We start from the raw sequence: 26,283 nt of genomic DNA on the forward strand, positions 1-26,283 counted from the left end.
GAAAAAGCGTAATTGGATCTTCCTTACTTGATAGGCTCGAGCATGCCATCAAGATTTTGTGAGTCACAGAAGTCGAGAAAGTTTTCCCTCAGCTGGGTTATTGACTCTTTTCTTGGGACTCCCAAAACCATATTTAATACAAACATTGGTGTTCCTGTATGGGGCGCATGGTGGCTACTGGTGTTCATCTCCTCTACATTTATCTGCCGTGAGGAGAAGAAGTCAGCCACTTTGTAGACGATTCCTGGATGATCAATCGAGATAACCTCAACGTGGTAAGGGAGGTGTTCATGTTTGATGGGGCGATCAGATGTTCGCTTGGTAAGAATTGTGAGTTCAAGTTTTTCCTGGAATTTTGGCAGTGTGGCCTCCAGGCGCGCAATAGTGTCCCATTTCCCGGAGACCAGTAACAGGATGGCAAACTCACCGCCAAGCACCGTCATTCTGCTGTCAACAACATTGCCCTTCTGTTCCAGTACAATTCTGGAGAGCTCATTGATGATTCCTGGGCGATCTTTGCCGATTGCAGTGATAACAAGGTTATCAGTCACTGTTTGTGAGGGATTGGTGGGTGATTTCTTTTCCATAGTATTGGAGAGTATATCTTGTCACTGCACCTTTGCAGAAGTACCATTTACAGTTCAGAGAAAAACATTTTATAGAAGAGAGTAATATCGATGTTTCAAGGAAGTATGGTTGCGCTGGTTACACCGATGCACCCTGATGGTGGATTGGATTGGGAGGCACTGGATCAGCTGGTTGAGTTTCATGTCAAGAATGGAACAGATGCCATTGTTGCTATGGGCACAACCGGGGAGTCAGCTACTCTGAATGAGAGTGAGCATTGTGAGGTGATTAAGCGAGTTATCCGGATATCGAATGGTCGTGTGCCAGTTATCGCAGGTACTGGAGCCAACTCAACCCAAGAGGCCATCGATCTGACCAGGTGCGCAAAAGAGCAGGGTGCCAATGCCGCTCTTCTGGTGACACCTTACTACAACAAGCCGACCCAGGAAGGGCTCTATCTGCACTATAAGGCAGTTGCCGAGGCAGTTGATATTCCACAGATTCTCTACAATGTGCCTGGGCGTACAGCCTGTGACATGCTTCCGGAGACTATTGGCAGGCTTTCAAAAGTTCCAAATATTATTGGGGTAAAGGAGGCAACCGGTGATCTTGAAAGGATTGAGCCGATTCATTCTCTTAGTGAGGATGGGTTCGAGATCTATAGTGGAGACGATTCTACCTGTACCGATTTCATCCTCCAGGGTGGTCATGGAACCATCTCGGTAACTGCCAATGTGGCACCACGACAGATGCATGAGATGTGTGTGGCGGCAATGGCTGGAGATAGTGAAAAGGCGCACGCAATAAATGAGCCCCTGAAACTTCTTCATCGCGATCTTTTCCTCGAGGCAAATCCAATTCCGGTAAAGTGGGCTCTATATGAGATGGGGATGATTGCAGAGGGTATACGTCTGCCTTTGACTCCACTATCAGAGATGTATCGATCTGCTATCAAGGATGCAATAGGTGCTGCCGAAGTGAATCAAGAAAAGTAACCAGATAAATTATGAAAATAACAATTATGAATCGTAGAGGCCTCCTCCCTGGAGCCGCAATTTTGCTAGGGGCACTCTCGCTGATCTCCTGCAGCACAGTGGATAATACTGTAGACAAATACAAGGCTTACAAGAAAGAGCTCAGTTATGAGAGTGCAGTAGAGACAAAGCCACTCGAAATTCCACCGGACTTGACCACCTCAACAATGCAGGATCTTTACCAGGTTCCAGGAGGTGTTGCCTCACTCAAGAGTTATGAGTCTGATGGTGGCGTTGGGGGGCTGCTGGAGAACTCGCAGGATGTTATGCCGGTACAGAAAGAGATCAGGGTGGTCAAGGATGGCGACCAACGCTGGCTGGTGATCAACGCAACTCCGGAGCAGTTGTGGTCTAAACTGCGTGAGTTTTGGTTGAAGAATGGGTTCATAATTGAGCGAGAGGATCCAAGAATAGGAATCATGGAGACCGATTGGGCAGAGAATCGTGCAGAGATTAAGGAAGGGCCAATTCGTAATATCCTTGGCAAAGCGTTAGATATGCTCTACTCAACAGGGACACGTGATAAATTCAGAATCCGACTGGAACGTACTGATCAGGAGGGGGTTACAGAGCTATATCTGAGTCATCGCCGCATGGAAGAGGTTGCATCAGGGGACTCTTTTGTCTGGCAACCCCATCCAGCAATGGCAGAGTTGGAGGCAGAGCTGCTGAGCAGAATTATGTCCTTCCTGGGAATGGAGGCAACCAGGGCTAATACTGCTCTGGCCGGTCTGGAAGGCAAGGGTATAGTTGAACGCGCTCGTATAGTCGATTCTGCTGATGGCGAGAAGTTTGTATTGGTCAAGGAGGGGTTCCCTCGGACCTGGAGACGTACAGGTCATGCGCTGGACCGAGTTGGATTTACGGTTGAGGATCGAGATCGTTCCAAAGGAATCTACTATGTTCGTTATATAGATCCATTCAAGGATAATGAACAGGATGGAATTTTGGATAAGCTCAAGTTCTGGGGTGGTGAGGATCAGCCTGAAGAGGGTGAGTACCAGATTCGTATCGAGTCCCATGAAGAGGTGAGTCGGATTGTTGTCATGACTTCTGACGGGCAGATAGATAATTCTGGAACAGCCAGACGAATACTGACCTTGCTGCATGAACAGCTGAAGTAGTTTATGCGATTTGCCTCTCTGGGAAGTGGCAGCAAGGGTAATGGGACACTGTTTGAAACAGAAGAGACCACAATTCTTGTTGATTGTGGGTTCTCACTGAAACAGACTGAGATTCGTCTGCAGCGGTTGGGAAAAGCTCTCGATGAGATTGATGCGATCCTGGTTACGCATGAGCATGGTGATCATCTTGGTGGTGTCAGGCGGTTAGCCAAAAAAACAGGATGTCCGGTATGGATGACGTCTGGTACTGCAGCGGAGGCTGAGCGTAGACATGGTCTGTTTGATTCAGTCAGAGTTATTGGTGGGTTTGAAAGGTTCTCTATTGGTGCCATAGAGGTTTCCCCATTCCATGTGTCACATGATGCAGAGGAGCCGATCCAGTTTACCTTCTCTAATGGGAAGCAAAGGGTTGGTCTGTTGACTGATACAGGGGAGGTCTCTTCTCACATAGAAAGACAGCTTGATGGATGTGATGCGCTGTTGCTTGAGTGCAATTATGATCCTGATATGTTGGCTATAGGCCCATATCCATATTCATTAAAGAAAAGGGTTATGGGGAGGCTTGGACACTTGAGTAATCAGCAGGCGGCAATGTTGCTGCATGAGATAGATACATCTTCACTGCAGCATCTTGTTGTAATGCACTTGAGCGAGCAGAATAATTGTGAAGAGAAGGCGGTTTCCGCAGTTAGTGGTGCCTTGGGTTGTGAAAAAAAATGGATCTCAATTGCTAGCCAAAAGGATGGGCTGGGTTGGAGAGAGATAGTTTGATTAATGATAAAAGGGTAATTGCATGTTAGTCATAAAGGGTGGTCCGGCACTTTCTCGGTTCAGACTGGGAAAGATGGAAGAACTATTCTCCAGAGAGCTGCCGGCGGTAAAAGGAATTACAACCCGGTGGCTCCATTTTGTTGATCTGTACTCAACGTTGACTGAAGAGCAGCAGACTGTTCTGGAGAAGTTGCTGGAGTATGGGCCATCACATGATGAGACCTCATTGAGAGGTAGAAGGCTTATTGTTGTGCCCCGTCTGGGAACCATATCTCCATGGGCCAGTAAGGCTACCGACATTGCCAACAACTGTGGCCTGAATGATGTGCACAGGATTGAGCGTGGAGTTGAATGGGGGGTGGAGATTGAGGGTAGTCTGGATTTGGATAATGAGGCCAAGCTGTTTTCCCTGATACATGACAGGATGACTGAAACAGTGCTGGATGATGAGTCTGATGCAGAGGCTCTCTTTACCACTGCCGAGCCAGCACCGGTAATGAGTGTTGATATTCTTGGTGGGGGGAAAGTTGCTCTGGAAGAGGCCAATAACTCTCTGGGGCTCGCCTTGGCAGATGATGAGATTGATTATCTGGTGGAAAACTTCGAGGCGATGGGGCGCAATCCAAATGATGTTGAGTTGATGATGTTTGCCCAGGCAAACTCGGAACACTGTCGCCACAAGATTTTTAATGCAGACTGGATTATTGATGGCGAACAGCGTGATGAAACTCTGTTTGGCATGATTCGTGATACCCACAGGAATAACCCGGAAGGCGTGCTCTCTGCATATAAGGATAATGCCGCGGTTATCGAAGGATTTGGTGGTGGTAGATTTTTCCCGCAGGGAGATCGGTCTCGTTATGGCACAACAGAGGAGCAGATCGATATTGTTTATAAGGCTGAGACTCATAACCATCCAACTGCAATATCCCCATTTCCAGGGGCTGCAACAGGTGCAGGTGGTGAGATCAGGGATGGTGGTGCCACAGGGCGTGGCTCTAAACCAAAGGCAGGCCTCTCTGGATACTCTGTCTCAAACCTGAGGATTCCTGGTGCCGAGCAGCCTTGGGAGAAGGATTACGGTAAGCCATCAAGAATTGTATCTGCGCTGGATATCATGTTGGAAGCTCCAATTGGGGCGGCCGCATTCAACAATGAATTTGGGCGTCCAGCCATTCATGGTTATTTTAGAACCTTTGAAGAGAAGGTGGCGGGAGCGGAAGGTGATGAGGTGCGTGGTTATCACAAACCGATAATGTTGGCTGGTGGCATGGGCAACATCAGGCGTAAGGATGTAGAGAAAAATGAAATTCCACCTGGTACACAGATAGTAGTTCTGGGTGGCCCGGCAATGTTGATCGGTCTGGGCGGTGGAGCTGCCTCATCCATGACTAGTGGCAGTAGTTCAGAGAGCCTGGACTTTGCCTCTGTGCAACGAGGCAATCCTGAGATGGAGCGTCGATGTCAGGAGGTGATTGATCGCTGTTGGCAGATGAATGAAAATCCTATTGTCTCCATTCATGATGTGGGGGCAGGCGGACTATCAAATGCAGTGCCGGAGATTGTTAACGATTGTGGGCGCGGAGGCCGTTTTGAGTTGCGAATGGTGCTTAATGATGAGCCTGGAATGTCTCCTCTGGAGATCTGGTGTAATGAGGCGCAAGAGCGCTATATTCTTGCCATAGATACATCACGTATGGAGCAGTTTCGTGCGCTCTGTGAGCGTGAGAGATGCCCGTATGCAGTAATTGGTGAGGCCACCAGAGAGCAGAAACTTGTTATGGGGGATGGCCACTTTGATAACACGCCGATAGATCTGCCTATGGACGTGTTATTTGGCAAACCTCCGAAGATGTTGCGTGAGGTTCACCACAAGCCATTCCATAAGCTGGAATTTGAGACTGACAAGATTGATTTGCATGAGGCGATCTACAGGGTGTTGCGTCTGCCAACGGTGGCCAACAAGTCATTCCTTGTTACTATCGGTGATCGTACTGTTACCGGATTGGTTGCAAGAGATCAGATGGTGGGTCCATGGCAGGTGCCTGTGGCTGATGTTGCTGTAACTGCAACCAGTTACAACAGTTACACGGGTGAGACTACGGCGCTTGGTGAATCTGCTCCAACAGCACTCATCCATCCGGCTGCTTCAGGTCGTATGGCTGTTGGCGAGGCACTGACAAATATTGCTGCAAGCAGAATAGGTTCAATAGATCAGATTAGATTGTCTGCAAACTGGATGGCCCCAGCAGGTCATCCGGGTGAAGATGCGGCACTGTTCGATACGGTGAAGGCTGTATCTGAACTATGTCAGCAACTTGATATCTCGGTTCCAGTTGGCAAGGACTCCATGTCGATGAAGAGTGTCTGGGAAGAGGATGGCGAGAAGCGCTCTGTTACTGCACCAATCTCACTGATCGCCTGTGCTTTTGCTCCGTGTGCGGACATTAGAAAGACGTTAACCCCGCAATTAATCACTGATGCAGGAGACAGTGATCTCTTGTTGATTGATCTTGGAAAGGGAAAGAGTCGTCTTGGAGGGTCTGCATTAGCCCAGGTATACAAGCAAGTGGGGCACCATGCGCCAGATCTGAATGATCCTGGTGCCATGCGTCATTTCTTTGGACTGATCCAGGAAATGAATGAGGACGGACAGATCCTCGCCTATCATGATCGTTCAGATGGCGGTCTCTTTACTACACTGTGTGAGATGGCATTTGCTGGCCATACAGGGTTATCACTGTTGATCGATGATCTTGATGGTGATCCCTCTGCAGCACTCTTTAATGAAGAGCTGGGAGCAGTAATACAGATCAGACACTCTGATCTGGAGGTTGTACAACAGAAACTGCGTGATTATGGTCTATTCAGCCATACCCATGTGCTTGGCACACTGTCTGATAATGACAGAATTACTGTACGCAATCAGGGAGATATTATTGTTGATGAGAGTCGTGTTGACCTGCAGCGTGCATGGTCAGAGACTAGTTGGCAGATTCAGCGACTGCGTGACAACTCGGATTGTGCAGACCAGGAGTATGATCGTCTGCTGGATGTGAAGGATCCGGGAATGTCGGCTGTTGTCTCGTTTGAGATCGATGCTGATATTGCAGCACCATATATCAAGCGTGGGGTTAGACCGTCGATGGCAATTCTGCGTGAGCAGGGTGTAAATGGTCAGGTGGAGATGGCTGCTGCCTTTGATCGGGCCGGTTTTGATTGTCAGGATGTCCATATGAGTGATCTGCTTGAAGGGCGGGTTGATCTTAATGATTTCCGTGGGGTAGTGGCCTGTGGTGGGTTCTCTTATGGAGATGTTCTCGGTGCTGGCGAGGGGTGGGCAAAGTCCATACTATTCAATGGTCGTGTACGGGATTCATTTGCAAAATTCTTTGAGCGCAAGGATACCTTTGGGCTTGGTGTATGTAATGGCTGTCAGATGATGTCGGTGCTACACGAACTGATACCTGGTGCTGACCATTGGCCACGTTTTGTGAGGAATCTCTCCGAACAATTTGAAGGCCGATTGTCGCTGGTTGAGGTGGTGGAATCTCCATCGATCTTTTTGCAGGGGATGGCCGGAGCCAGAATTCCAATTGCTGTGGCCCATGGTGAAGGCAGGGTGGAATTCTCTGGTGACCATGGCAGTAAGGCGCAACTTGCAATGCGTTACATAGACCATACAGGCAACCCGACAGAAAATTACCCGCTTAATCCTAATGGTTCTGTCAATGGAGAGACCGGTTATACAACTGATGATGGACGTTTTACCATCATGATGCCTCATCCAGAACGAGTTTTCCGAGGCGTCCAATATTCGTGGCGCCCTGATGGATGGAATGAGGATGCACCATGGATGCGCATGTTCCGTAATGCCAGGGTTTGGGTAGATTGATTTTGTCTTCTCTTGTCAGAACTGTTCCATATTTCCAGAGTGAGAGATAAAATGCCCACTCTGGCCTCAATAATTGCGAACATAATCGCCATCTCGTACAGGCGGACCGTCCGCGGGACTGGATGGCCGCAGTTGAGAGACCATGGCGCGTGCCGTATAGGCGAGACTGAGGTTGCTTTCACAAGGATCAATATCTGGAGTACAGAAAAAGATGACAGCTCATAATACAGATGATCTTCGTATCAGGGGAATGCAGGAAGTTGCAGCCCCCGAGGATGTTCATCGTCAGCACCAGATTACCGAGAAGGCGTCGCAAACAGTCTGGGAGACAAGAAATGCAATTCATCAGATTCTTGATGGAACCGATGACAGACTAGTGGTTGTGGTTGGTCCTTGTTCTATTCATGATGTTGAGGCGGCCAAAGAGTATGCTGATAGATTACGTGTAGTAAGTGATGATCTCGCTAAAGAGTTGGTTATAGTGATGCGTGTCTACTTTGAAAAACCGCGCACACGGGTTGGCTGGAAGGGGCTTATCAATGACCCTGACCTGGATCAAAGCTTCAATATCAACAAGGGTGTCTGTATGGCGCGTGAGGTGTTGCTGGAGATCAATAACAGAGGCGTGCCTGCAGCAACAGAATTCCTTGATCTGATTACCCCGCAATATATTGCAGACCTCATAAGCTGGGGAGCCATTGGGGCTCGTACAACAGAGAGCCAGGTTCACCGTGAGCTGGCGTCAGGATTGTCATGTCCGGTTGGTTTCAAGAATGGAACAGATGGAAAGCTGCAGATCGCAATTGACGGGATCTGGGCAGCTTCGCAACCACACCATTTTCTCTCGGTTACCAAGCAGGGGCACTCCGCAATCTTTTCAACCAATGGTAATGAGGATTGTCATGTAATACTGCGTGGTGGTGATGGGCGCCCAAATTATGATGCAGAGAGTGTGAGGAATGCGGCAGCAGATCTAGGAGAGGCAGAACAGAATACGCGACTGATGATTGATCTTAGTCATGCCAATAGTCGCAAGGATTACAAGAGACAGATTGATGTTGGTAGCGATGTTGCGCATCAGATTAGCCATGGTGACCATAATATTATGGGGGTAATGGTTGAGAGTCACCTGGTTGAGGGGCGACAGGATATTCGTGAGGGTGAAGAGCTGGTATATGGCCAGAGTGTAACTGATGCCTGTATTGGCTGGGATGCCACTGTCGGACTGCTTGAGGGCTTTGCGGAGGCAGTACGGCAACGACGCCAATCGTCGTGAAATCCATTCTGATTCTGTTGGTACGTGGTTACCAGATCGTTCTAAGCCCATGGGTGGGGCAGAGCTGTCGTTTTACCCCGACCTGCTCAAGCTATGCAATTGATGCCCTGAAAGAGTATGGCGCACTACGTGGTAGCTGGATGGCAATTCGCAGAATCGGGCGTTGTCACCCGTGGCATGAAGGGGGGCATGACCCGGTACCCCCAAAAGATGGACACTAAACAGATAAATTCTACCTGGCTCTGGAGATAAACTTTCCTGTTACGGTATGTACTTTTATCTCTTCTCCGCTCCCAAGGTACTCTGGTACCTGAATCTCTATACCAGTAGATAAAATTGCCGGTTTGGTTCTGCCGGTAGCAGATGCTCCCTTGATTCCAGGAGCGGTTTCGATAATAGTCAGAGTTACAGTTTGAGGTAGCTCAATACCCAAGACATTGTCATCAGAGAGAAGAACTGTGATCCCGTCCATCCCTTCAACCAGATACCCAGACTGTTCTGACAGCTCATCTCCATTGACCTCATATTGGGTGTAGTCATCCATATCCATAAAAACAAAATTATCACCATCACTGTATGAATATTGGGCCTGTCGTTTCAGGCAATCGGCATCTTTTAACAGATCATCTCCCTTGAATGATTCATCCAGTTTCTGGCCACTCTGCAGATTGGTAAAACGAATTTTGTAGAGGGTAGAGGCTCCCCTGGAAGAGGGGCTTTTTGACTCGACAGTTTTTACCGCATGTGGCGTACCGTTGATCTCTACTATCATTCCACGTTTTAGTTCTGATGCTTTTGGCATAACTATTTCCTGTTGTAACTGTATGGGTGATTCCTGCCGCGGACACGCCTAAGTAGCAGGAATCACTTGAGACTTATTCAAATTATTTTGATATTGGACGATACTTAATCCTGTGCGGCTGATCTGCCTTGGCACCAAGTCGTCTCTTTCTATCCTGTTCGTAATCGGCATAGTTTCCCTCAAACCAGACCGCCTTGCTGTCACCCTCAAAGGCGAGCATGTGGGTGGCGATACGGTCAAGGAACCAGCGATCATGCGAGATCACTACTGCGCAGCCAGGGAATGCCAGTAGGGCCTCCTCCAGTGCGCGCAGGGTCTCAACATCAAGATCATTTGTTGGCTCATCAAGCAGCAGCACATTGCCGCCACTCTGTAATAATTTTGCCAGATGGACACGGTTGCGCTCACCACCGGAGAGGTCACCAACACGCTTCTGTTGATCACCACCACGGAAATTGAAGCGAGAAACGTAGGCACGAGAGTTGGTTTCATAGCCACCAATCCGCAAAATCTCCTGCCCGCCAGAGATTGATTCCCATACCGTCTGTTTGGGGTCAAGTGTGTCACGACTCTGGTCAACATGGGAGAGCTTCACCGTCTCACCAATTTTGATCTCTCCAGAATCTGCTTTCTCATCTCCGGTCAACATTCTGAAGAGAGTGGTTTTACCGGCACCATTGGGGCCGATAATTCCGACAATACCGCCAGGGGGAAGGTTGAAGTTAAGATCATCAACCAGCAGGCGATCTCCAAATCCCTTGCGGATACCTGCTCCCTCAATTACAAGGTCTCCGAGTCTGGGGCCAGGTGGGATATATATCTCATGGGTCTCGTTTCGTGCCTGTGCATCATGGGAAGAGAGCTCATCAAAGCGGGCTATGCGAGCCTTGCTCTTGGCATGGCGCCCTTTTTGGTTTGAGCGAATCCACTCCAGCTCCTCCTTCATGGTTTTTTGACGAGCACTCTCATGCTTCTCTTCCATCTGCAGGCGATTCTGTTTCTGCTCCAGCCATGAGGAGTAATTTCCCTCCCATGGAATACCGCGCCCACGGTCCAGTTCCAGAATCCAGCCAGCCACATTATCGAGAAAATAGCGGTCATGGGTGATGGCAACCACAGTTCCAGGGAAGTCGTGAAGGAATCGTTCCAGCCAGGCGATAGACTCTGCATCGAGGTGGTTGGTGGGCTCATCAAGTAGCAGCATATCAGGATTGGATAGTAGCAGGCGACAGAGAGCGACCCGGCGTCGCTCACCACCAGAGAGCTTGGTTACATCTGCATCCCAAGGCGGTAGCCTCAGAGCATCTGCTGCTATCTCCAGCTTCCGATCTAGTTCCCAGGCGCCTGCAGAGTCGATCTTGTCCTGAAGTTCAGCCTGTTCTGCCAGCAAGGCATCAAAGTCGGCATCAGGATCAGCAAAACCGGCACTAACCTCATTGAAGCGATTAAGAAGTGCCTTGGTCTCAGAGACACCTTCTTCAACATTTCCACGCACATCTTTTTCAGGGTCTAGTTGCGGTTCTTGGGGAAGGTATCCAATGTTTATTCCTGCTTGTGGACGAGCCTCTCCCTCAATCTCACTATCGAGCCCAGCCATAATTTTAAGGAGAGTTGATTTGCCTGAGCCATTTAGTCCAAGCACACCAATTTTTGCGCCCGGGAAAAAAGAGAGAGATATCTCTTTTAGGATTTCTCGACCGCCCGGCACAATTTTGCCGACGCGATTCATGGTGTAGATAAATTGAGCCATTAATACTCCAACCTATTGTTGTGGGGCTAATAAAGGCGGGGAGTATAACGAATGTGAAAGAGGAAAGTATAAGTGCACGTCCATGTGCAACAGTCATCCATGAAATCAGAACAGGAGGGACAATCCAACAGGTTGCAAGTATATTATTTAATTCTAAAATAGTCAACGATTATTTAATCTTTGATGGCTCTTGAAGAGAGCTTTTGGCAGAAAGATCACCTGCTTCATGTGGTAAAATCGAAGGTTGTATTAACTCTATATGTATTAAAAGGATTGGTAGATGTTTTCAAAGGATATGGCGATTGCAGGGTTTGATGATGAGTTATGGGGTGCGATGCAGAATGAGGAGCGTCGACAGGAGGAGCATATCGAGTTAATTGCATCAGAGAACTATGCAAGCCCTCGGGTTATGGAGGCGCAGGGGTCTCAGCTTACTAATAAATACGCAGAGGGGTATCCAGGAAAACGCTATTACGGTGGTTGTGAGTATGTGGATATTGCAGAACAGCTGGCAATTGATCGTGCCAAGGAGCTTTTTGGTGCTGATTATGCCAATGTGCAGCCTCACTCAGGTTCACAGGCAAATGCTGCTGTCTATCAGGCGCTCTGTCTTCCGGGCGATACCATTCTTGGTATGAGTCTTGATGCTGGAGGGCATCTCACTCATGGCGCAAAACCAAATTTCTCGGGCAAAATATACAATGCGGTGCAGTATGGTCTTAACAACGATACAGGGCTGTTGGACTATGAGGAGATGGAGTCTCTGGCCCGTGAACATAAACCAAAAATGATTGTGGCTGGTTTCTCTGCCTACTCCAGGGAGGTTGACTGGGAGCGATTCCGTAATATTGCAGATGAGGTTGGTGCCTATCTGTTTGTTGATATGGCACATGTCGCTGGATTAATTGCTGTGGACGAATACCCTAGTCCCGTGCAGATTGCTGATGTCACCACAACAACAACCCATAAAACACTGCGCGGACCTCGTGGTGGAATTATTCTGGCCAAATCAAATCCCGAGATTGAGAAAAAGCTGAATTCACTGGTTTTTCCTGGTACTCAGGGTGGCCCGCTGATGCACGTTATTGCTGCCAAGGCTGTCGCCTTCAAGGAGGCGCTGGATCCAGAATTCAAGAGCTATCAGCATCAGGTCAAGTTGAATGCGCAGGCAATGGCACAGGTATTTCTTGATCGTGGCTATGATGTGGTATCTGGTGGCACTGATAACCATCTGTTCCTGGTTGATCTGATCAGCAAGGGGATTACTGGAAAAGCAGCTGATGCAGCACTTGGTAACTCCAATATTACCGTTAACAAGAATGCGGTCCCTAATGATCCGCAGTCCCCATTTGTAACCAGTGGTATCCGTGTAGGAACCCCTGCGATCACCACTCGCGGGTTTGGTGAGGGTGAGGCAACGGAGCTTGCCGGCTGGATGTGTGATGTTATGGATGATGTAGAGAATCAGGAAACCATTGCCAGCGTGAAGCAGAAGGTGTTGGATCTTTGTGCGCGATTCCCCGTATACAGATAGGGTTATTGTAATGTTCATCAGGAGAGAGTAGAGGATGCGGTGTCCATTTTGTGGGGCTGAAGATACCCGTGTGGTTGACTCTCGTCTGGTAGGAGAGGGTGATCAGGTACGCAGGCGGCGCGAATGTCAGGCTTGTAGTGAGCGCTTTACAACCTTCGAGGTTGTGGATCTGGCAACCCCAAGAATCATCAAGAATGATGGCAATCGTCAACCATTTGATGAAGAGAGATTACGTAGAGGCTTTTTGCGCGCGCTGGAGAAACGCCCAGTTGAGACAGAGAGCATAGATGCAGCCATTGAACGAATCCGACATCGACTGATTACCAGAGGGGAGCGAGAGGTGCAATCTCGCGAACTGGGGGAGTGGGTAATGGATGAGTTGCGTAATCTTGATGAGGTTGGATATATACGTTTTGCCTCTGTGTATCGAAGTTTTCAGGATGTGAATGCGTTCCGTGAGATGGTTGAGCGAATGGAGCATGAGACTCAGTTGGGAAAAAATGATCTACAGCTACAGCTTTTGGCAGATGAAAATATAGATCAGCCTTGGCGAAATGGAAAAAAGAGGTGATTTGCAGCAGATGAGTAGTGGCTCAGTTTTTAGTCCGGAAGATCACCGCTGGATGGCACGGGCTCATAAGTTGGCGGCGAAGGGGCTCTATACGACAGACCCTAATCCGCGCGTTGGCTGCCTTCTGGTGAAGAGTGGCGAGATTGTTGGTGAAGGGTTTCATCAGTATGCCGGTGGCCCACATGCCGAAATTAATGCGTTGAATCAGGCTGGTGAAGCTGCCAATGGGGCAACCGCTTATGTCACCCTGGAGCCATGCAGCCATTTTGGCAAAACTCCTCCCTGTAGTGATGCCTTGATTGAGGCAGGGGTATCACGAGTGGTTGTGGCGCTGGAGGATTCAAATCCAGAGGTCTCAGGGGGTGGGATCAGAAGAATGCAGGATGCCGGCATTGCGGTCCAAAGTGGCCTCTCCCCGCAAGAGACAGAGATGTTAAATCCCGGTTTCTTGTCACGGATGCGCAGTAAGCGACCATTCATAAGATTGAAAATGGCAATGAGTGTGGATGGACGTACCGCCATGTCCTCAGGTGAGAGCAGGTGGATTACAGGCGCAGATGCACGCATGGATGTACAAAGGTTGCGTGCACGCAGTTCTGCCATTATGACGGGGGTTGGAACAATCCTGGCTGACGACCCATCCCTGAATGTGCGAGAGATCAGCGGTGATTTCAAGATACCGGTTCGGATAGTTCTTGACCCTGATGCAAAAACCCCAGCATCTGCAAAATTGTTCTCTATTGATGGAGAGATCATTATGGCTGTGGCCACAGATGCATCCATACCATCAGAGTGGTCTGAGAGGAAAAATGTGAAAGTGATTCGCCTGGATCGCTCCAGTCGAGGGTTGGATCTTCAACAGCTAATGGGGTATTTGGCGCAGCTCGAGATGAATGAGATTCATGTGGAGACCGGAGCAACTCTTGCAGGGGAGCTTGTAAGGCATCAGTTGGTTGATGAAATTGTTCTCTACATGGCACCAGTTTTGATGGGAAGTGATGCGCGTCCTCTGCTTGATATCCAGTTAAAGGAGATGGATGAAAAAATTTCGTTGAAAATTAAGGAGATCAGAATGGTTGGTGGCGATCTCAGAATGACGTTAACAGCTCACTAATGTATCCTTAGCCGTCATGTTTACAGGAATTATAGAGTCCATAGGGCGTATTTCACGCATTGAACCCAAGGGTAGCGATGCCAGAATATTTGTTGAGACCGGGAAACTTGATCTTGGTGATGTGCAACTTGGAGACAGTATTGCTGTTAATGGCGTCTGTCTGACTGCTGTAGAGCTTCCGGGAAATGGTTTTATTGCAGATGTCTCTGGTGAGACTCTGTCACGTACCGCATTTTCACAGCTAAAGGCTGGATCAGATGTGAATCTTGAGAAGGCACTAACACCAACTACCAGACTTGGTGGACACATGGTTAGTGGCCATGTGGATGGCATTGGTGAGGTGATAAGCCGTTCTGATGATGGACGTTCGGTCTGTTTCCGTATCAAGGCACCAGATGAGCTTGCGCGTTACATAGCAGAGAAAGGATCGGTTACAGTTAACGGAATCAGTCTCACCGTGAATAGTGTTGATGGGGCAGTGTTTGATCTAAATATTGTTCCGCATACTCTGCAAGAGACTACAATGGACAGTTTTCAGGTAGGGGTCATGGTTAATCTTGAGGTTGACTTGATTGCCCGTTATCTGGAGAGGATGCTGTTGGGGGATCGTGCAGCTAAGTCAGGAGTGAAGGGGATCAGTATGGAACTCCTTGCTGAAAATGGATTTTTAGGGAAATAACAGGTAGAAAAAAATAATGGAACTGAACAGTTCAGAAGAGATTATTGAAGATATTCGTCAAGGCAAGATGGTTGTACTGATGGATGATGAGGATCGTGAGAATGAGGGCGATCTGATTATGGCATCTGCCAAGGCTACAGCTGATGACATTAACTTTATGGCCCGTTATGGCCGTGGATTGATCTGTCTCACCCTTACCCGTGACCGTTGTGAGCAGCTAAATCTTCCGCTTATGGTGACAGGTACAAACAGTGATCTGCACGGTACTAACTTTACCGTCTCTATTGAAGCATCCAGTGGTGTGACCACGGGCATTTCGGCTGCTGACCGTGCAGTTACAGTGCAGGCAGCAACAGCAGCTGATGCAACAGCAGACAATATCGTCATGCCGGGCCATGTGTTTCCATTAATGGCGCAGCTAGGCGGGGTATTGACCCGTGCGGGACATACAGAGGCGGGGTGTGATCTGGCCAGATTGGCGGAGCTTGAGCCATCATCTGTTATTGTTGAGATCCTGAATGATGACGGCACAATGGCTCGTCGTCCTGATCTTGAGTTGTTTGCCCAGGAGCATGGACTGAAGCTGGGAACTGTTGCTGACCTGATTGAGTACAGGATCCGCAACGAGAAAACAGTAGAGGCAGAGGCTGAGAGTGATCTTGATACCAAGTATGGTTCATTCCATATCAAAGCCTATCGTGAATCCATTGATAGAGAGGTTCATCTGGCTCTGGTAAAGGGTAGCATTGATCCGGAAACCCCGGTGCTGGTCCGTGTTCATATGCTTGATACACTTTGTGATCTGTTCTCTGTTGATGGAGAGGGGTGCGGACATACCCTTGAGCGAGATATGGAGAGAATTGCCAAGGAAGAGAATGGTGTACTGCTTCTACTCCGTAAGGAAGAGGACGGACGAGATCTGATTGAGCGGATCAGGAACCACCAGCAAGGCGGTAACTCAGACAACACAAAATCGACGGGAGAACTGCGTGATTTTGGTGTTGGAGCACAGATTCTGCTCGATCTTGGAGTGAGAAAAATGCGCGTTTTGGGTACCCCCAGAAAATTACATGCTCTGTCAGGGTTTGGACTTGAGTTGGTTGAGACGGTATCCTACTGATAATTATCTAAGAGAGGAAAAAATATGGACAGCAATATAAAGGTAACTGAGGCAAATCTGAATGTGGATGGAGGGCGTTTCGGTATTGTGGTTGCCCGTTTCAACAGCTTTGTAGTTGAGAGTCTGCTGGAAGGTGCTATTGACACCCTGGTTCGTAATGGAGCCAATGCTGAGGATATCCATGTGGTAAGAGTTCCCGGTGCCTTTGAGATGCCTATCGCGGCACAGAGGATGGCAAAAGAGGGATATGATGCAATTATTGCGATAGGAGCAGTAATTCGTGGTGGAACCCCGCATTTCGATTTTGTTGCTGGAGAGGCTACCAAAGGGTTGGCAACAGTCTCACTGGAGAGTAGCACCCCAATCACCTTTGGTCTATTGACAGTAGATACAATTGAACAGGCCATTGAACGTTCAGGAACCAAGGCGGGCAACAAGGGTGCTGAGGCGGCAATCTCTGCCATTGAGATGGTTAACCTGCTAAAAAAGCTTTAGGTTTATAACCGGCACAATGAGCAAGGAGCGCTCCAGATCGAGACGTGCTGCGGTACAGGCGTTATATCAGTGGTCTATTTCGGCACAGCCTGTAATTGAGATCATAACCCAGTTCCATGAAGAAGGAATTCTTGATGAGGCCGACTCCAAGCTGTTTGAGAAAGTCGTTAAGGGGGTAATTGCTGAAGTGACTTCTGTTGATCAGTCGGTGTCTCCTTATCTGAGCAGGAAAATTGAACAGGTGGATCCTGTTGAAAAGGCGCTGCTTAGACTGGGAACATATGAGCTGATATATATGCCTGAGGTCCCATATAGAGTTGTTCTGAACGAGTATATCAACCTCTCAAAGACATTTGGTTCGGCCAAGAGCCACAAATTTATCAATGCCGCTCTTGACAGAGTAGCGCACGAATCCCGCAAAGTAGAAGTTGCGGCACATGAAAAAAAGTAGTCAGGGTGATGGTGAGTTCTCCCTGATCGAGAGATACTTCTATAGAACAGACACATACCACCCAGAGACAATTCTTGGTATTGGTGATGATGCCTCTCTGCTTCAGATTCCGTCAGGTAAACAACTCGTTGTCTCAATCGATACCATGGTTGAGGGCGTACACTTTATGGGAGGGGTGTCGCCGGAATCATTGGGCCATAAACTAATGGCAGTAAACCTCAGCGATCTGGCAGCAATGGGAGCAGCCCCGGTATGGGCAACACTTGCGCTCACTATTCCAGAGAATAATCCAGAGTGGATGGGCAGGTTCTCTCAAGGAATGTTTGCGCTGGCTAACCATTACCAGATTGACCTGGTTGGTGGTGATACAACCAGAGGGCCTCTTACTCTAACCATGCAGATTCATGGTCTGGTGCCGGAAGGTGAGGCAGTCCGCAGAGATGGGGCAAAAGCAGGAGACCTGATCTGTGTAACAAATTCCCTGGGGGCTGCAGCTCTCGCACTAAAACTTATTCAGCAGGGGGAGAATGCGAAAGAGATCATAAATTATCTGGAGCTCCCAACTCCGCGTGTTGAGGCAGGAGTAATCTTGCGTGAATATGCAACATCAATGATAGATATTTCTGACGGCCTGCTAGCTGATGTTGGCCATATCCTTGATCAGAGTGGTGTTGGAGCAATAATTGATCTGGATGCAATTCCTCTGCATCCATCACTATCGAGACTTTCCACGACTGCAGAACAACTAGAGTTGGCGATGACTGCAGGTGACGACTATGAGCTCTGTTTTACAATTCCAAAACAGAAGTTGGGTGACGTTAATAATAGCTTGTCAGATATTGATATCGCAGTATCTGTAATTGGAGAGATTAAGCAAGATGTTGGTCTGCAGTGGAGGGGGACATCAGAATGGATTCCCGACAAGAGTGGGTTTCAACATTTTTAACCCTGGAACCTATAAAAAACCGGCATCCTGAGCAATCAAGACACCGGTCACCACCTCCTCACAATTAGGGAACATCTGATTGGGTCACGAAGTGACTTAATCAGAGCCTCCTTAGTGAAAGAGATGGTAGTGGATATAACACAAGACAACAATTAAGGAAAACTTAGGCGGTGAGACCAAAGTTATCCAGGTCTTCCGTCTGTTCTTGGTTGTATGAGCATGGCCGCATAGTTCCACAGAAACATGGTGAATGAGGCAACCCAGAACAGTTGTGAAATAAGAACCATGGTTACGAACTGTTCTGGAAGAATAATGGGAAGCAGTACACGAACCACAGCACCAACAAGCAGCAACCCAAAGATGATGTTAAGGCTTTTTGGTGGATTGAAGATGCTTCTCCCTGTATGGCCAAGGATAACGCGCGCCATCATGCCCATTGTAATGATGCCAATAGCGCCGTAGGTGAATGCATGTAGCGCAATAAGTGGTGATATTACCCCAAAGGCAGATAGTGCCTTGAATAGAAACCCAAGGATAATCCAGCCGTAGCCAACCATCAGCACCCAAAGAAGGGGTTTGTTCCATATAAGGTTTGTATACCAGTTAACAAATCGCAAACCATGTACAACTACAAGTGCTGCCGCCAACAGTCCGCTTACCCATAACTGGGGCAGAAAGATGTCACTGAGGGCAAACAGCAGAAACAGTGCGAGGCTGGAGATATCCAGAAATTTAGAGTTTTTGAGTGTTAACTCTACCCCTACACCTTTCTCTATAAAGAATGGAAAGACTCGGCGCCCAAGGGTTAGTAGCAGGGCAATAATAAGGTAGATGCCACCATATAGGCCAATACGTTCACCCCCGTCTATCACCTTGAATACACCAAGGTAGAAGATAAGGTTTGAGATAAAAATTGTGAGAAATTTGGAGGTAAAGATACGAACCTGATCCCACTGCCGTGCCTTGTAGAGAGGATGGGTGATAGCGATAGTGAGGGCCAACAAAAACAGAAGGTCGAGTGTTGCAGGGATGATTAGGGGAATACTGTCTATCCATGGCAGTATTCTGGCAAGCAACCACAAGCTAAAGAGAAGTGCCAGAGGGGTAAAACGTATTGTCTGCACCCCCGTCCAGTTCATGGATGCCGTTAGCAGGAACCCACCTGCAACGGCAACCCCATAGCCAAATACCATTTCATGACCATGCCACAAAAAGTGGTTGCCAAACTGCAGGATAGCACCCGGGTGCCACTGAAAACTATAGGACAGCGTCCATAGAACTATGGCAACTATGCTATACAGTGATGCCGCCAGGAAAAATGGACGGAATCCAAGCTGAAAGAGTGCAAAAGAGTGGACTGGCTCCGACTTATTCTCAATATTTAGTAACATATATCTGTTCCAGTTATCGCAGCCTCTTTTTGACGGCTAATAGATGGTACTTTTTACATGTTTTTTGCCAGCTTGTAATTGATCTATGGCAATGGTGAGATTAGGTGCTGTCTCTATTACTTTACTTTCTCAATCATCGCATAGGCAGAGTGGTTATGGATGGATTCGAAATTTTCAGCCTCCAGTACATAGGAGATGATTCTGTCGTCACTATTGAGCCTGTTTGCAACATCACGCACCAGATCCTCAACAAACTTTGGATTATCATAGGCACGTTCGGTCACGTATTTCTCATCAGGACGCTTGAGCAGACCAAATAGCTCACATGAGGCCTCCTGTTCCACAATATCAATCATGTCCTCAATCCAGAGGAACCCTGAAGGCCTTGCATTTACCGTAATGTGAGAACGCTGATTGTGTGCACCATATTCAGATATCTCCTTGGAGCAAGGACAGAGGCTGGTAGCTGGCACCAGAACCTTGACGTTCATGGAGGGCCGTCCATCTGTAATCTCACCAATAAATGTTACCTCATAGTCAATCAGGCTCTCTATTCCGCTAACGGGAGCCTTTTTGTTGACAAAGAAAGGGAATGACATCTCTATGTGGCCAGATTCAGCCTCCAGGGTCGTCACCATCTCTCCCAGCATGGCCTTGAATGTATCTACGGTGATCTCAAAATCATGCTGATTAAGGATACGCACAAAACGGGACATGTGAGTCCCTTTGAAATGTTGAGGAAGGCTGACATACATGTTGAAGGTTGCAACTGTGTGCTGCTCTTTTCCGGTGCGATCCTTGATGACAACAGGGTGACGGATATCCTTGATTCCAACCTTGTCGATTGGTATCTGACGGGTATCCTCACTACCCTGTACATCTACCATTTTGTCATTGCTCATAAAGGTTTCTCTCTATTATCTTTTGCTATAGCGTGCTGATGACCGTTCGGTTTCCCAGACTGTAACAGACTCAACCTCTACCTGTTGATGGTTGATTGAGTTTGAGATCTCAGTAAAAAATGTATGGGCTATATTTTCAGCAGTTGGGTTGATTTTGTCGAATGGTGGCACATCATTTAAGTATTGATGGTCAAGACGGTCAGTGGCCTCTTTGGTGGCCTGTTTTATTTTTTTGAAATCAATAACCATACCCAGCTCATCCAGTTCTGCAGATGTTACCTCAACCTCTACTTTCCAGTTGTGTCCGTGTAGATGCTGGCAGTCTCCAGGGTATCCACGAAGGCTGTGGGCAGCTGAAAAATCACTGATAACTTGTAGTGTAAATCGTCCAGACATAAGAGCTATATGGATGGGTCAGGGTGGTTATTCGAAGAACTTTGTTGCTGAAACCTACTAATCGAGTCAAGTATACCATGGCCAGAGAGGCCATATTGCTCTATAAGGGCTGCTCTCTCCCCCTGTTCGACGAAATTATTTGGCAGTCCAAGCATCAACAGTGGAGTAGATATGTTTTGGGAAAGTATGAACTCGCTTACACCACTACCGGCACCTCCTGCAGTCACATTCTCCTCAACAGTGACAAGCATCTCATGCTGTTTACACATCTGGGTAATAAGTGAGTGGTCCAGCGGGGCAACAAAACGCATATCAACGACAGTTGCATCTATCTGTTCAGCTGCATCCATGGTCTGTTCAAGCAGTGTTCCAAACACCAGTATGGCAACTTTTTCCCCCTGTCGGCGAATCTTTCCCTTGCCGATTGTTACAGGGCTATTGCTCTCTGGTTGATCCGGGATTGTTGCACGAGGGTAACGAACCGCTGCTGGCCCATGGTATCGCATACCGGTCGATAGCATTTGTTGGCACTCTTCACCACCTGAAGGGGTCATGATAATAAGGTTTGGAATAGCCCTGAGAAAACTTAGATCAAAGGCGCCAGTATGGGTTGGGCCATCAGCACCAACCAGTCCAGCCCGGTCGATAGCAAACAGAACCGGAAGGTTCTGCAGAGCAACATCATGAATCAGCTGGTCATAGGCACGCTGTAAGAAGGTAGAGTAGATCGCGACAACCGGATGCCGGTTCTCTACAGCCAGCCCTGCAGCCAGGGTAACCGCGTGTTGTTCTGCAATACCAACATCAATAAAGTGGTCGGGATATTTTTCGGCAAAACGTACCATGCCGGAGCCGCACATCATGGCAGGGGTTATGGCAATAAGTTCCGGGTTTTTCTCCACGGCATCACAGAGCCAGTCACCAAAAATAGATGTATATGTGGTGGCCTGTTCAGTTTGCACATCACTTTGCTGAGTGGCAGGTTCAATACGTCCAATTCCATGGTATTTAAGAGGGTCTCGTTCAGCAGGTATGTGACCATGGCCCTTTTGGGTAATTATATGGAGGAATCGTGGGCCCTTGAGTGTATGCAGAGTGCGCAAGGCGCGTACCAGTGCGTTTATATCATGTCCATCGACAGGGCCAACATAGTTGAATCCAAGCTCTTCAAATAGTGTTCCTGGAACCACCATCCCCTTGACGTGCTCCTCTGTTTTTCTTGCCAGATCCCAGGCGCCTGGCAGTTTACTCAGCACTTTGCGACTGGTTTCACGCATATGACTGTAGGCGGAGCTGGTAAGAACTCTACCAAGGTAGCGAGAGAGCCCTCCAACATTTTCAGAGATTGACATGTCATTGTCATTTAGTACCACCAGCAGGTTGGCATTTTCATCGCCCGCATGGTTTAGTGCCTCAAAGGCCATGCCTCCGGTCAGCGCGCCGTCACCAATAACAGCAATAGTCTGTCTCTCTTCACCAGCCTGTTTTGCTGCAATTGCCATCCCCAGAGCAGCACTTACAGATGTGCTGGAGTGTCCGGTTCCAAATGGATCGTAGGGGCTCTCTTCACGTTTGGTAAAGCCGGAGAGACCACCTTTTTGTCGTAGAGTAGACATCTCATGACGTCTGCCGGTAATTATCTTATGAGGATAGCTCTGGTGACCCACATCCCAGACCAGGCGATCTTCAGGTGTGTTGTATATGTAGTGTAGTGCTATCGTGAGCTCAACAACTCCCAGGCTGGATGCAAGGTGGCCACCGGTCTGTTCAACCGAGTGAATCATAAAGCTGCGAATTTCCCTAGCCAGATCAGGAAGTTGCTCCTGATCAAGGTGGCGCAACTTTTCTGGGTCTGTAGTTTTATCCAGAAGCGGTGTTGATGGAGAAGAGGAGAGCATAGCCGGTTAATGGTCTCTCTGGATAATGAAATTGGCAATCTCTCTCAGGCTATCCGCCCGACTATCAAATAGAGATAGTGCATCTATTGCTTGTTGGTGTAGTTTTTGTAGCCTGATTTTCGCACTATCCATACCAAATATAGATACAAAGGTGCTTTTCTCCTGCTCCAGATCCGAGCCCTGTGGTTTGCCGATGATATCGCTTGTGCCTTCTATATCAAGGATGTCATCGCGAACCTGAAAGGCAAGACCGATTGAGTTAGCATAAGTTATAAGGTTGTCGGTAGTGGTCTCGTCAGGCCTCCCTGGAGTTGCCCCCATCAGGATACTTGCACGAATCAATGCACCTGTCTTCATCAGGTGCATAGTGCTTAATTCGTCACTCTCGGTTACTGTCTCCAGATCGATCATCTGTCCCCCGACCATGCCTTCTGAACCGCTGGCAGCCGTGAGCAACTGGATCCATTTGAGGCGAATATCACTGGATAGAGGGGAGTCTGCAAGAGCCTGGAAGGCCATGGTCTGTAGAGCATCTCCGACCAAAATTGCAGTAGCCTCATCGAAGGCACGATGGCAGGTAGGCTCTCCTCTGCGCAGGTCATCATCATCCATTGCGGGGAGATCATCGTGAACCAGAGAATAGGTGTGGATGAGTTCAACTGCTACTGCCGCTTTATCAAGTTTTTCAGTAGAGATATCAAACAGTTTACCGGCAGCATAGACAAGAATTGGACGAATCCGTTTACCACCACTGAAAACAGTGTAGTGAATCGCCTTGTGTAGTTGGGTGGGAAGTGTGGTTGTGGCAGGGATGGACTGCTCTAGAGCCCCCTCTACACGCTGCTGCCACACACCGAATGGGTTGCTCATGAGGATTCGAACGGCTTCAACCCCTCCTTGGTAAGGATTTCAACCTTTTGCTCCGCATCACTCAATGCCCCCTGACAATCTCTTATAAGCTGGATGCCATTTTCAAACTTTTTCAGTGAATCCTCCAGAGACAGATCACCACTCTCCATCTCTGCAACCAGTTGTTCCAGATTGGAAAGGCTCTTCTCGAAATTGAATGAAGAGTCTCCGGTTTTCTTTTTCGCAGCCATATTTTTTTCTGTCAGGGGGGTTGGTTCAGCTCTGATTCGGTGGATAATGTACGTTCATGAAGCGGATCATTGTAACATTTTTCATTCTCATTTTTTCTATTCTGTCGGCTGCAGATGCCAACTGGTGGGATGGAGGATCAGGTAGTACCTATTATGAGGAGGGGGATGCGTGGAAGGAGTCTGAGATATCTATCCCGGATTATCCGCAAGAGGATAATTTATTGGAGTTCCAGGTTGATAACCCCTCTTCCAGCCACCGTTATTTTCTGGATACCAACTCCCTATCCATTGCGGATGATTATGTAATCCGATACTCTGCAGTGATAAAAACCAGAAGTGGATCAACCAATGTCTTTTACGACGGAATGCGTTGTCAGACAATGGAATACAAAAATTATGCATTTGGTATAAATGGCAGTTTTACGGAGAATGATGGAGCGCACTGGGAGCCGGTGCGTAGTTATGATTTTTTCCGTAAGGCCCTGTTGCGTGGGATTGTGTGCGAACAGGGAAATCGTCCGCGACCTGTAGATGCAGTTATTGATAAGATTAAATACAACCGTTAACCAACTGAGCAGTTATGTCCAATTATGATGCCTCGGCCATCGAGGTTCTTTCCGGTCTGGACCCGGTTCGAAAACGTCCAGGAATGTATACCGACACAACCCGCCCGAACCATCTGGTGCAGGAGGTCCTGGATAACAGTGTGGATGAGGCGATAGCTGGCCATGCAGACTATATCAAGGTCACTATCCATAAAGACGGTTCATCCACGGTTGAGGATAACGGCCGTGGTATGCCAACAGATATTCATCCGGAAGAGGGTGTACCTGGGGTTGAGGTCATTCTGACAAGACTCCATGCTGGCGGCAAATTCTCGGGAAAAAATTACCAGTTTTCTGGTGGGTTGCATGGTGTTGGTGTCTCTGTGGTTAATGCTCTCTCAAAAAATCTGGAGATCTGGGTGCGTCGTGAAGGGCGTGAGATGAATATGGCCTTCGCCAATGGAGAGAAAAAGAGCGATCTTGAAGAGGTAGGAACAGTCGGAAAACGCAACACTGGTACCACACTGCGTTTTTGGCCAGACCCCCAGTTTTTTGATTCATCAAAAATTTCCCTGCCTAAATTGCGTCATTTGATGCGTGCCAAGGCTGTACTCCAGCCAGGACTGAAAATCTCCTTGCTGGATGAGGCGTCTGGTGAGAAGGAGGAGTGGGAATACAGAGACGGTCTTAGAGAATACCTGCTGGGACAGGTAGGAGATGTGCCGACACTGCCTGAAGATGAGCCCTTTATGGGATCAAGCAGTAGCGAACGTGAGGGGGTGGATTGGGCTGTGCTCTGGCTCTCTGAAGTGGGCGAATCTGTTAATGAGAGCTACGTAAACCTGGTGCCAACGCCACAAGGTGGAACCCATGTTAACGGGTTGCGTGCAGGGTTGACTGAGGCGGTGAGAGAGTTCTGCGAATTCCGTAATATGCTTCCTCGCGGAGTAAAACTGGCTCCAGAGGATGTGTGGGAAAAGGTCAGCTATATTCTATCTGTCAAGATGGAGGACCCACAGTTTTCTGGACAGATAAAAGAGCGTCTCTCTTCACGTGAGGTGGCGACATTCGTCTCTGGTGTAATCAAGGACTCATTCAGTCTCTGGCTTAATCAGCATCCGGCTGTAGGAGAGCAGATAGCAGAACTGGCAATCAATAGTGCACAAAACCGAATGCGCACTCGCAAGAAGGTGGCCCGTAAAAAGGTAACCAGTGGACCAGCACTCCCGGGAAAATTGGCAGACTGTTCTACAGATGATCCACTGCGCGGCGAACTGTTTCTGGTTGAGGGTGATTCGGCGGGAGGATCTGCAAAACAGGCGCGGGATCGAGAATTTCAGGCGATTATGCCGCTACGTGGAAAAATCCTTAATACCTGGGAGATAGAGCCTGGTGATGTGCTGGCCTCACAAGAGGTGCATGATATCTCTGTCGCACTCGGCATGGATCCAGGCAGTAGTGATTTGACCGGACTGCGTTACGGCAAGATATGTATCCTGGCAGATGCGGATTCTGATGGTCTCCATATCGCAACCCTGCTGTGTGCTCTTTTCTTGCGTCACTTTCCAAAGCTGGTGGCAGATGGACATGTCTATGTGGCGATGCCTCCACTCTACCGTATTGATGTAGGAAAAGAGGTCTATTATGCGCTGGATGATGCAGAGAAAGAGGGTGTTATGGACCGTATTGCCGCTGAAAAAAGACGTGGTAAAGTGAATGTTCAGCGCTTCAAGGGGCTGGGAGAGATGAATCCGCTGCAGTTGAGGGAGACCACAATGGCGACAGAGACCAGAAGATTGGTGCAACTGACTATTGAGCCTGGTGATGATAGCAATAGCATGATGGATATGTTGCTGGCAAAGAAACGCGCCTCTGACCGCAAGAGCTGGCTGGAGAAACGGGGAGACCTTGCTGAGGTTTAA

General features: G+C 48.3%; 25 protein-coding genes. 16 read left to right on the forward strand and 9 right to left on the reverse strand.

Annotation, left to right across the window (positions count from 1 at the left end; all coding sequences use genetic code 11):
- Positions 1 to 23: 23 nt before the first annotated feature.
- Entirely contained in the window at positions 24 to 587 is a 564-nt protein-coding gene (locus AC3ZFK_RS00530) for a glycine cleavage system transcriptional repressor (protein ID WP_487505822.1), read from the reverse strand.
- 90 nt (positions 588 to 677) lie between these two features.
- Between AC3ZFK_RS00530 and dapA the strand changes: the two genes are divergently transcribed.
- The 6 genes from dapA (at position 678) to yidD (ending at position 8,888) form a co-directional block, all read left to right on the forward strand.
- Positions 678 to 1,562 (forward strand): 4-hydroxy-tetrahydrodipicolinate synthase, encoded by an 885-nt coding sequence (gene dapA / locus AC3ZFK_RS00535; protein ID WP_487505823.1) that lies wholly within the window; start codon positions 678 to 680, stop codon positions 1,560 to 1,562.
- 11 nt (positions 1,563 to 1,573) lie between these two features.
- A complete protein-coding gene (gene bamC / locus AC3ZFK_RS00540; RefSeq protein WP_487505824.1) occupies positions 1,574 to 2,725 on the forward strand; it encodes an NlpB/DapX family lipoprotein in 1,152 nt (383 codons plus the stop codon).
- A gap of 3 nt (positions 2,726 to 2,728) precedes the next feature.
- Complete coding sequence (locus AC3ZFK_RS00545; RefSeq protein WP_487505825.1) at positions 2,729 to 3,496, forward strand: MBL fold metallo-hydrolase; 768 nt, start codon at positions 2,729 to 2,731, stop codon at positions 3,494 to 3,496.
- A gap of 22 nt (positions 3,497 to 3,518) precedes the next feature.
- Positions 3,519 to 7,391: a phosphoribosylformylglycinamidine synthase gene (gene purL / locus AC3ZFK_RS00550; RefSeq protein WP_487505826.1), complete on the forward strand. Its 3,873-nt coding sequence runs from the start codon at positions 3,519 to 3,521 to the stop codon at positions 7,389 to 7,391.
- A 211-nt stretch (positions 7,392 to 7,602) separates the two neighbouring features.
- Positions 7,603 to 8,667: a 3-deoxy-7-phosphoheptulonate synthase gene (locus tag AC3ZFK_RS00555; RefSeq protein WP_487505827.1), complete on the forward strand. Its 1,065-nt coding sequence runs from the start codon at positions 7,603 to 7,605 to the stop codon at positions 8,665 to 8,667.
- Positions 8,664 to 8,888 (forward strand): membrane protein insertion efficiency factor YidD, encoded by a 225-nt coding sequence (yidD, locus tag AC3ZFK_RS00560; protein ID WP_487505828.1) that lies wholly within the window; start codon positions 8,664 to 8,666, stop codon positions 8,886 to 8,888. The genes AC3ZFK_RS00555 and yidD overlap by 4 nt, the downstream gene beginning before the upstream one ends.
- Positions 8,889 to 8,899: 11 nt before the next feature.
- Here the strand turns inward: yidD and efpL are convergent, their stop codons facing one another.
- Positions 8,900 to 9,469, reverse strand: coding sequence for an elongation factor P-like protein EfpL (gene efpL / locus AC3ZFK_RS00565; protein WP_487505829.1), 570 nt, complete (start codon positions 9,467 to 9,469; stop codon positions 8,900 to 8,902).
- A gap of 82 nt (positions 9,470 to 9,551) precedes the next feature.
- Positions 9,552 to 11,219 carry an energy-dependent translational throttle protein EttA gene (gene ettA, locus AC3ZFK_RS00570; RefSeq protein ID WP_487505830.1) on the reverse strand — a complete coding sequence of 556 codons (1,668 nt, stop codon included), beginning with the start codon at positions 11,217 to 11,219 and terminating at the stop codon, positions 9,552 to 9,554.
- A gap of 280 nt (positions 11,220 to 11,499) precedes the next feature.
- On the opposite strand from ettA, the gene glyA reads away from it, so the two are divergent.
- The 8 genes from glyA to thiL are packed head-to-tail and all read left to right on the forward strand — an operon-like array spanning position 11,500 to position 18,129.
- Positions 11,500 to 12,753: a serine hydroxymethyltransferase gene (gene glyA / locus AC3ZFK_RS00575; protein WP_487505831.1), complete on the forward strand. Its 1,254-nt coding sequence runs from the start codon at positions 11,500 to 11,502 to the stop codon at positions 12,751 to 12,753.
- 34 nt (positions 12,754 to 12,787) lie between these two features.
- Positions 12,788 to 13,324: a transcriptional regulator NrdR gene (gene nrdR, locus AC3ZFK_RS00580; RefSeq protein WP_487505832.1), complete on the forward strand. Its 537-nt coding sequence runs from the start codon at positions 12,788 to 12,790 to the stop codon at positions 13,322 to 13,324.
- 10 nt (positions 13,325 to 13,334) lie between these two features.
- Entirely contained in the window at positions 13,335 to 14,438 is a 1,104-nt protein-coding gene (ribD, locus tag AC3ZFK_RS00585; RefSeq protein WP_487505833.1) for a bifunctional diaminohydroxyphosphoribosylaminopyrimidine deaminase/5-amino-6-(5-phosphoribosylamino)uracil reductase RibD, read from the forward strand.
- Between the two features lie 16 nt (positions 14,439 to 14,454).
- Positions 14,455 to 15,117, forward strand: a complete 663-nt coding sequence (locus AC3ZFK_RS00590; RefSeq protein ID WP_487505834.1) for a riboflavin synthase — start codon at positions 14,455 to 14,457, stop codon at positions 15,115 to 15,117.
- A gap of 16 nt (positions 15,118 to 15,133) precedes the next feature.
- Positions 15,134 to 16,237 carry a bifunctional 3,4-dihydroxy-2-butanone-4-phosphate synthase/GTP cyclohydrolase II gene (ribBA, locus tag AC3ZFK_RS00595; RefSeq protein WP_487505835.1) on the forward strand — a complete coding sequence of 368 codons (1,104 nt, stop codon included), beginning with the start codon at positions 15,134 to 15,136 and terminating at the stop codon, positions 16,235 to 16,237.
- 24 nt (positions 16,238 to 16,261) lie between these two features.
- Positions 16,262 to 16,732, forward strand: a complete 471-nt coding sequence (gene ribH / locus AC3ZFK_RS00600; RefSeq protein ID WP_487505836.1) for a 6,7-dimethyl-8-ribityllumazine synthase — start codon at positions 16,262 to 16,264, stop codon at positions 16,730 to 16,732.
- 16 nt (positions 16,733 to 16,748) lie between these two features.
- A complete protein-coding gene (gene nusB / locus AC3ZFK_RS00605) occupies positions 16,749 to 17,183 on the forward strand; it encodes a transcription antitermination factor NusB (protein WP_487505837.1) in 435 nt (144 codons plus the stop codon).
- Positions 17,170 to 18,129, forward strand: a complete 960-nt coding sequence (thiL, locus tag AC3ZFK_RS00610) for a thiamine-phosphate kinase (RefSeq protein ID WP_487505838.1) — start codon at positions 17,170 to 17,172, stop codon at positions 18,127 to 18,129. Before nusB ends, thiL begins: the two co-directional genes overlap by 14 nt.
- A gap of 182 nt (positions 18,130 to 18,311) precedes the next feature.
- Here the strand turns inward: thiL and AC3ZFK_RS00615 are convergent, their stop codons facing one another.
- From AC3ZFK_RS00615 to AC3ZFK_RS00640, 6 genes are all read right to left on the reverse strand, one after another.
- The gene (locus tag AC3ZFK_RS00615; RefSeq protein ID WP_487505839.1) at positions 18,312 to 19,520 is read right to left on the reverse strand and encodes an NnrS family protein; all 1,209 of its coding nucleotides are present in this window, start codon (positions 19,518 to 19,520) and stop codon (positions 18,312 to 18,314) included.
- A 116-nt stretch (positions 19,521 to 19,636) separates the two neighbouring features.
- Complete coding sequence (gene folE2, locus AC3ZFK_RS00620; protein WP_487505840.1) at positions 19,637 to 20,422, reverse strand: GTP cyclohydrolase FolE2; 786 nt, start codon at positions 20,420 to 20,422, stop codon at positions 19,637 to 19,639.
- A gap of 15 nt (positions 20,423 to 20,437) precedes the next feature.
- A complete protein-coding gene (gene queD / locus AC3ZFK_RS00625; protein WP_487505841.1) occupies positions 20,438 to 20,818 on the reverse strand; it encodes a 6-carboxytetrahydropterin synthase QueD in 381 nt (126 codons plus the stop codon).
- A gap of 5 nt (positions 20,819 to 20,823) precedes the next feature.
- Positions 20,824 to 22,716 carry a 1-deoxy-D-xylulose-5-phosphate synthase gene (gene dxs, locus AC3ZFK_RS00630; RefSeq protein ID WP_487505842.1) on the reverse strand — a complete coding sequence of 631 codons (1,893 nt, stop codon included), beginning with the start codon at positions 22,714 to 22,716 and terminating at the stop codon, positions 20,824 to 20,826.
- 6 nt (positions 22,717 to 22,722) lie between these two features.
- Positions 22,723 to 23,586 (reverse strand): polyprenyl synthetase family protein, encoded by an 864-nt coding sequence (locus AC3ZFK_RS00635; protein ID WP_487505843.1) that lies wholly within the window; start codon positions 23,584 to 23,586, stop codon positions 22,723 to 22,725.
- The gene (locus AC3ZFK_RS00640; RefSeq protein ID WP_487505844.1) at positions 23,583 to 23,816 is read right to left on the reverse strand and encodes an exodeoxyribonuclease VII small subunit; all 234 of its coding nucleotides are present in this window, start codon (positions 23,814 to 23,816) and stop codon (positions 23,583 to 23,585) included. The genes AC3ZFK_RS00635 and AC3ZFK_RS00640 overlap by 4 nt, the downstream gene beginning before the upstream one ends.
- 56 nt (positions 23,817 to 23,872) lie before the next feature.
- Between AC3ZFK_RS00640 and AC3ZFK_RS00645 the strand changes: the two genes are divergently transcribed.
- Both AC3ZFK_RS00645 and parE read left to right on the forward strand, forming a co-directional pair.
- Positions 23,873 to 24,382, forward strand: coding sequence for a CNP1-like family protein (locus AC3ZFK_RS00645; protein ID WP_487505845.1), 510 nt, complete (start codon positions 23,873 to 23,875; stop codon positions 24,380 to 24,382).
- Positions 24,383 to 24,396: 14 nt separating this feature from the next.
- Positions 24,397 to 26,283 carry a DNA topoisomerase IV subunit B gene (gene parE, locus AC3ZFK_RS00650; RefSeq protein WP_487505846.1) on the forward strand — a complete coding sequence of 629 codons (1,887 nt, stop codon included), beginning with the start codon at positions 24,397 to 24,399 and terminating at the stop codon, positions 26,281 to 26,283.

The organism is Candidatus Thiopontia autotrophica, assembly GCF_982804495.1.

Excerpts from the sequence above, each read along its gene's own strand:
- dapA (WP_487505823.1), top strand. The coding sequence starts at position 678 with ATGTTTCAAGGAAGTATGGTTGCGCTGGTTACACCGATGCACCCTGAT.
- ribD (WP_487505833.1), top strand. The coding sequence starts at position 13,335 with ATGAGTAGTGGCTCAGTTTTTAGTCCGGAAGATCACCGCTGGATGGCA.
- AC3ZFK_RS00555 (WP_487505827.1), top strand. The coding sequence starts at position 7,603 with ATGACAGCTCATAATACAGATGATCTTCGTATCAGGGGAATGCAGGAA.
- AC3ZFK_RS00645 (WP_487505845.1), top strand. The coding sequence starts at position 23,873 with ATGAAGCGGATCATTGTAACATTTTTCATTCTCATTTTTTCTATTCTG.
- AC3ZFK_RS00590 (WP_487505834.1), top strand. The coding sequence starts at position 14,455 with ATGTTTACAGGAATTATAGAGTCCATAGGGCGTATTTCACGCATTGAA.
- dxs (WP_487505842.1), bottom strand. The coding sequence starts at position 22,716 with ATGCTCTCCTCTTCTCCATCAACACCGCTTCTGGATAAAACTACAGAC.
- thiL (WP_487505838.1), top strand. The coding sequence starts at position 17,170 with ATGAAAAAAAGTAGTCAGGGTGATGGTGAGTTCTCCCTGATCGAGAGA.
- ribH (WP_487505836.1), top strand. The coding sequence starts at position 16,262 with ATGGACAGCAATATAAAGGTAACTGAGGCAAATCTGAATGTGGATGGA.
- AC3ZFK_RS00545 (WP_487505825.1), top strand. The coding sequence starts at position 2,729 with ATGCGATTTGCCTCTCTGGGAAGTGGCAGCAAGGGTAATGGGACACTG.
- folE2 (WP_487505840.1), bottom strand. The coding sequence starts at position 20,422 with ATGAGCAATGACAAAATGGTAGATGTACAGGGTAGTGAGGATACCCGT.
- ribBA (WP_487505835.1), top strand. The coding sequence starts at position 15,134 with ATGGAACTGAACAGTTCAGAAGAGATTATTGAAGATATTCGTCAAGGC.
- glyA (WP_487505831.1), top strand. The coding sequence starts at position 11,500 with ATGTTTTCAAAGGATATGGCGATTGCAGGGTTTGATGATGAGTTATGG.
- AC3ZFK_RS00615 (WP_487505839.1), bottom strand. The coding sequence starts at position 19,520 with ATGTTACTAAATATTGAGAATAAGTCGGAGCCAGTCCACTCTTTTGCA.
- nusB (WP_487505837.1), top strand. The coding sequence starts at position 16,749 with ATGAGCAAGGAGCGCTCCAGATCGAGACGTGCTGCGGTACAGGCGTTA.
- bamC (WP_487505824.1), top strand. The coding sequence starts at position 1,574 with ATGAAAATAACAATTATGAATCGTAGAGGCCTCCTCCCTGGAGCCGCA.
- AC3ZFK_RS00640 (WP_487505844.1), bottom strand. The coding sequence starts at position 23,816 with ATGGCTGCGAAAAAGAAAACCGGAGACTCTTCATTCAATTTCGAGAAG.
- queD (WP_487505841.1), bottom strand. The coding sequence starts at position 20,818 with ATGTCTGGACGATTTACACTACAAGTTATCAGTGATTTTTCAGCTGCC.
- purL (WP_487505826.1), top strand. The coding sequence starts at position 3,519 with ATGTTAGTCATAAAGGGTGGTCCGGCACTTTCTCGGTTCAGACTGGGA.
- parE (WP_487505846.1), top strand. The coding sequence starts at position 24,397 with ATGTCCAATTATGATGCCTCGGCCATCGAGGTTCTTTCCGGTCTGGAC.
- ettA (WP_487505830.1), bottom strand. The coding sequence starts at position 11,219 with ATGGCTCAATTTATCTACACCATGAATCGCGTCGGCAAAATTGTGCCG.
- AC3ZFK_RS00635 (WP_487505843.1), bottom strand. The coding sequence starts at position 23,586 with ATGAGCAACCCATTCGGTGTGTGGCAGCAGCGTGTAGAGGGGGCTCTA.
- AC3ZFK_RS00530 (WP_487505822.1), bottom strand. The coding sequence starts at position 587 with ATGGAAAAGAAATCACCCACCAATCCCTCACAAACAGTGACTGATAAC.
- efpL (WP_487505829.1), bottom strand. The coding sequence starts at position 9,469 with ATGCCAAAAGCATCAGAACTAAAACGTGGAATGATAGTAGAGATCAAC.
- nrdR (WP_487505832.1), top strand. The coding sequence starts at position 12,788 with ATGCGGTGTCCATTTTGTGGGGCTGAAGATACCCGTGTGGTTGACTCT.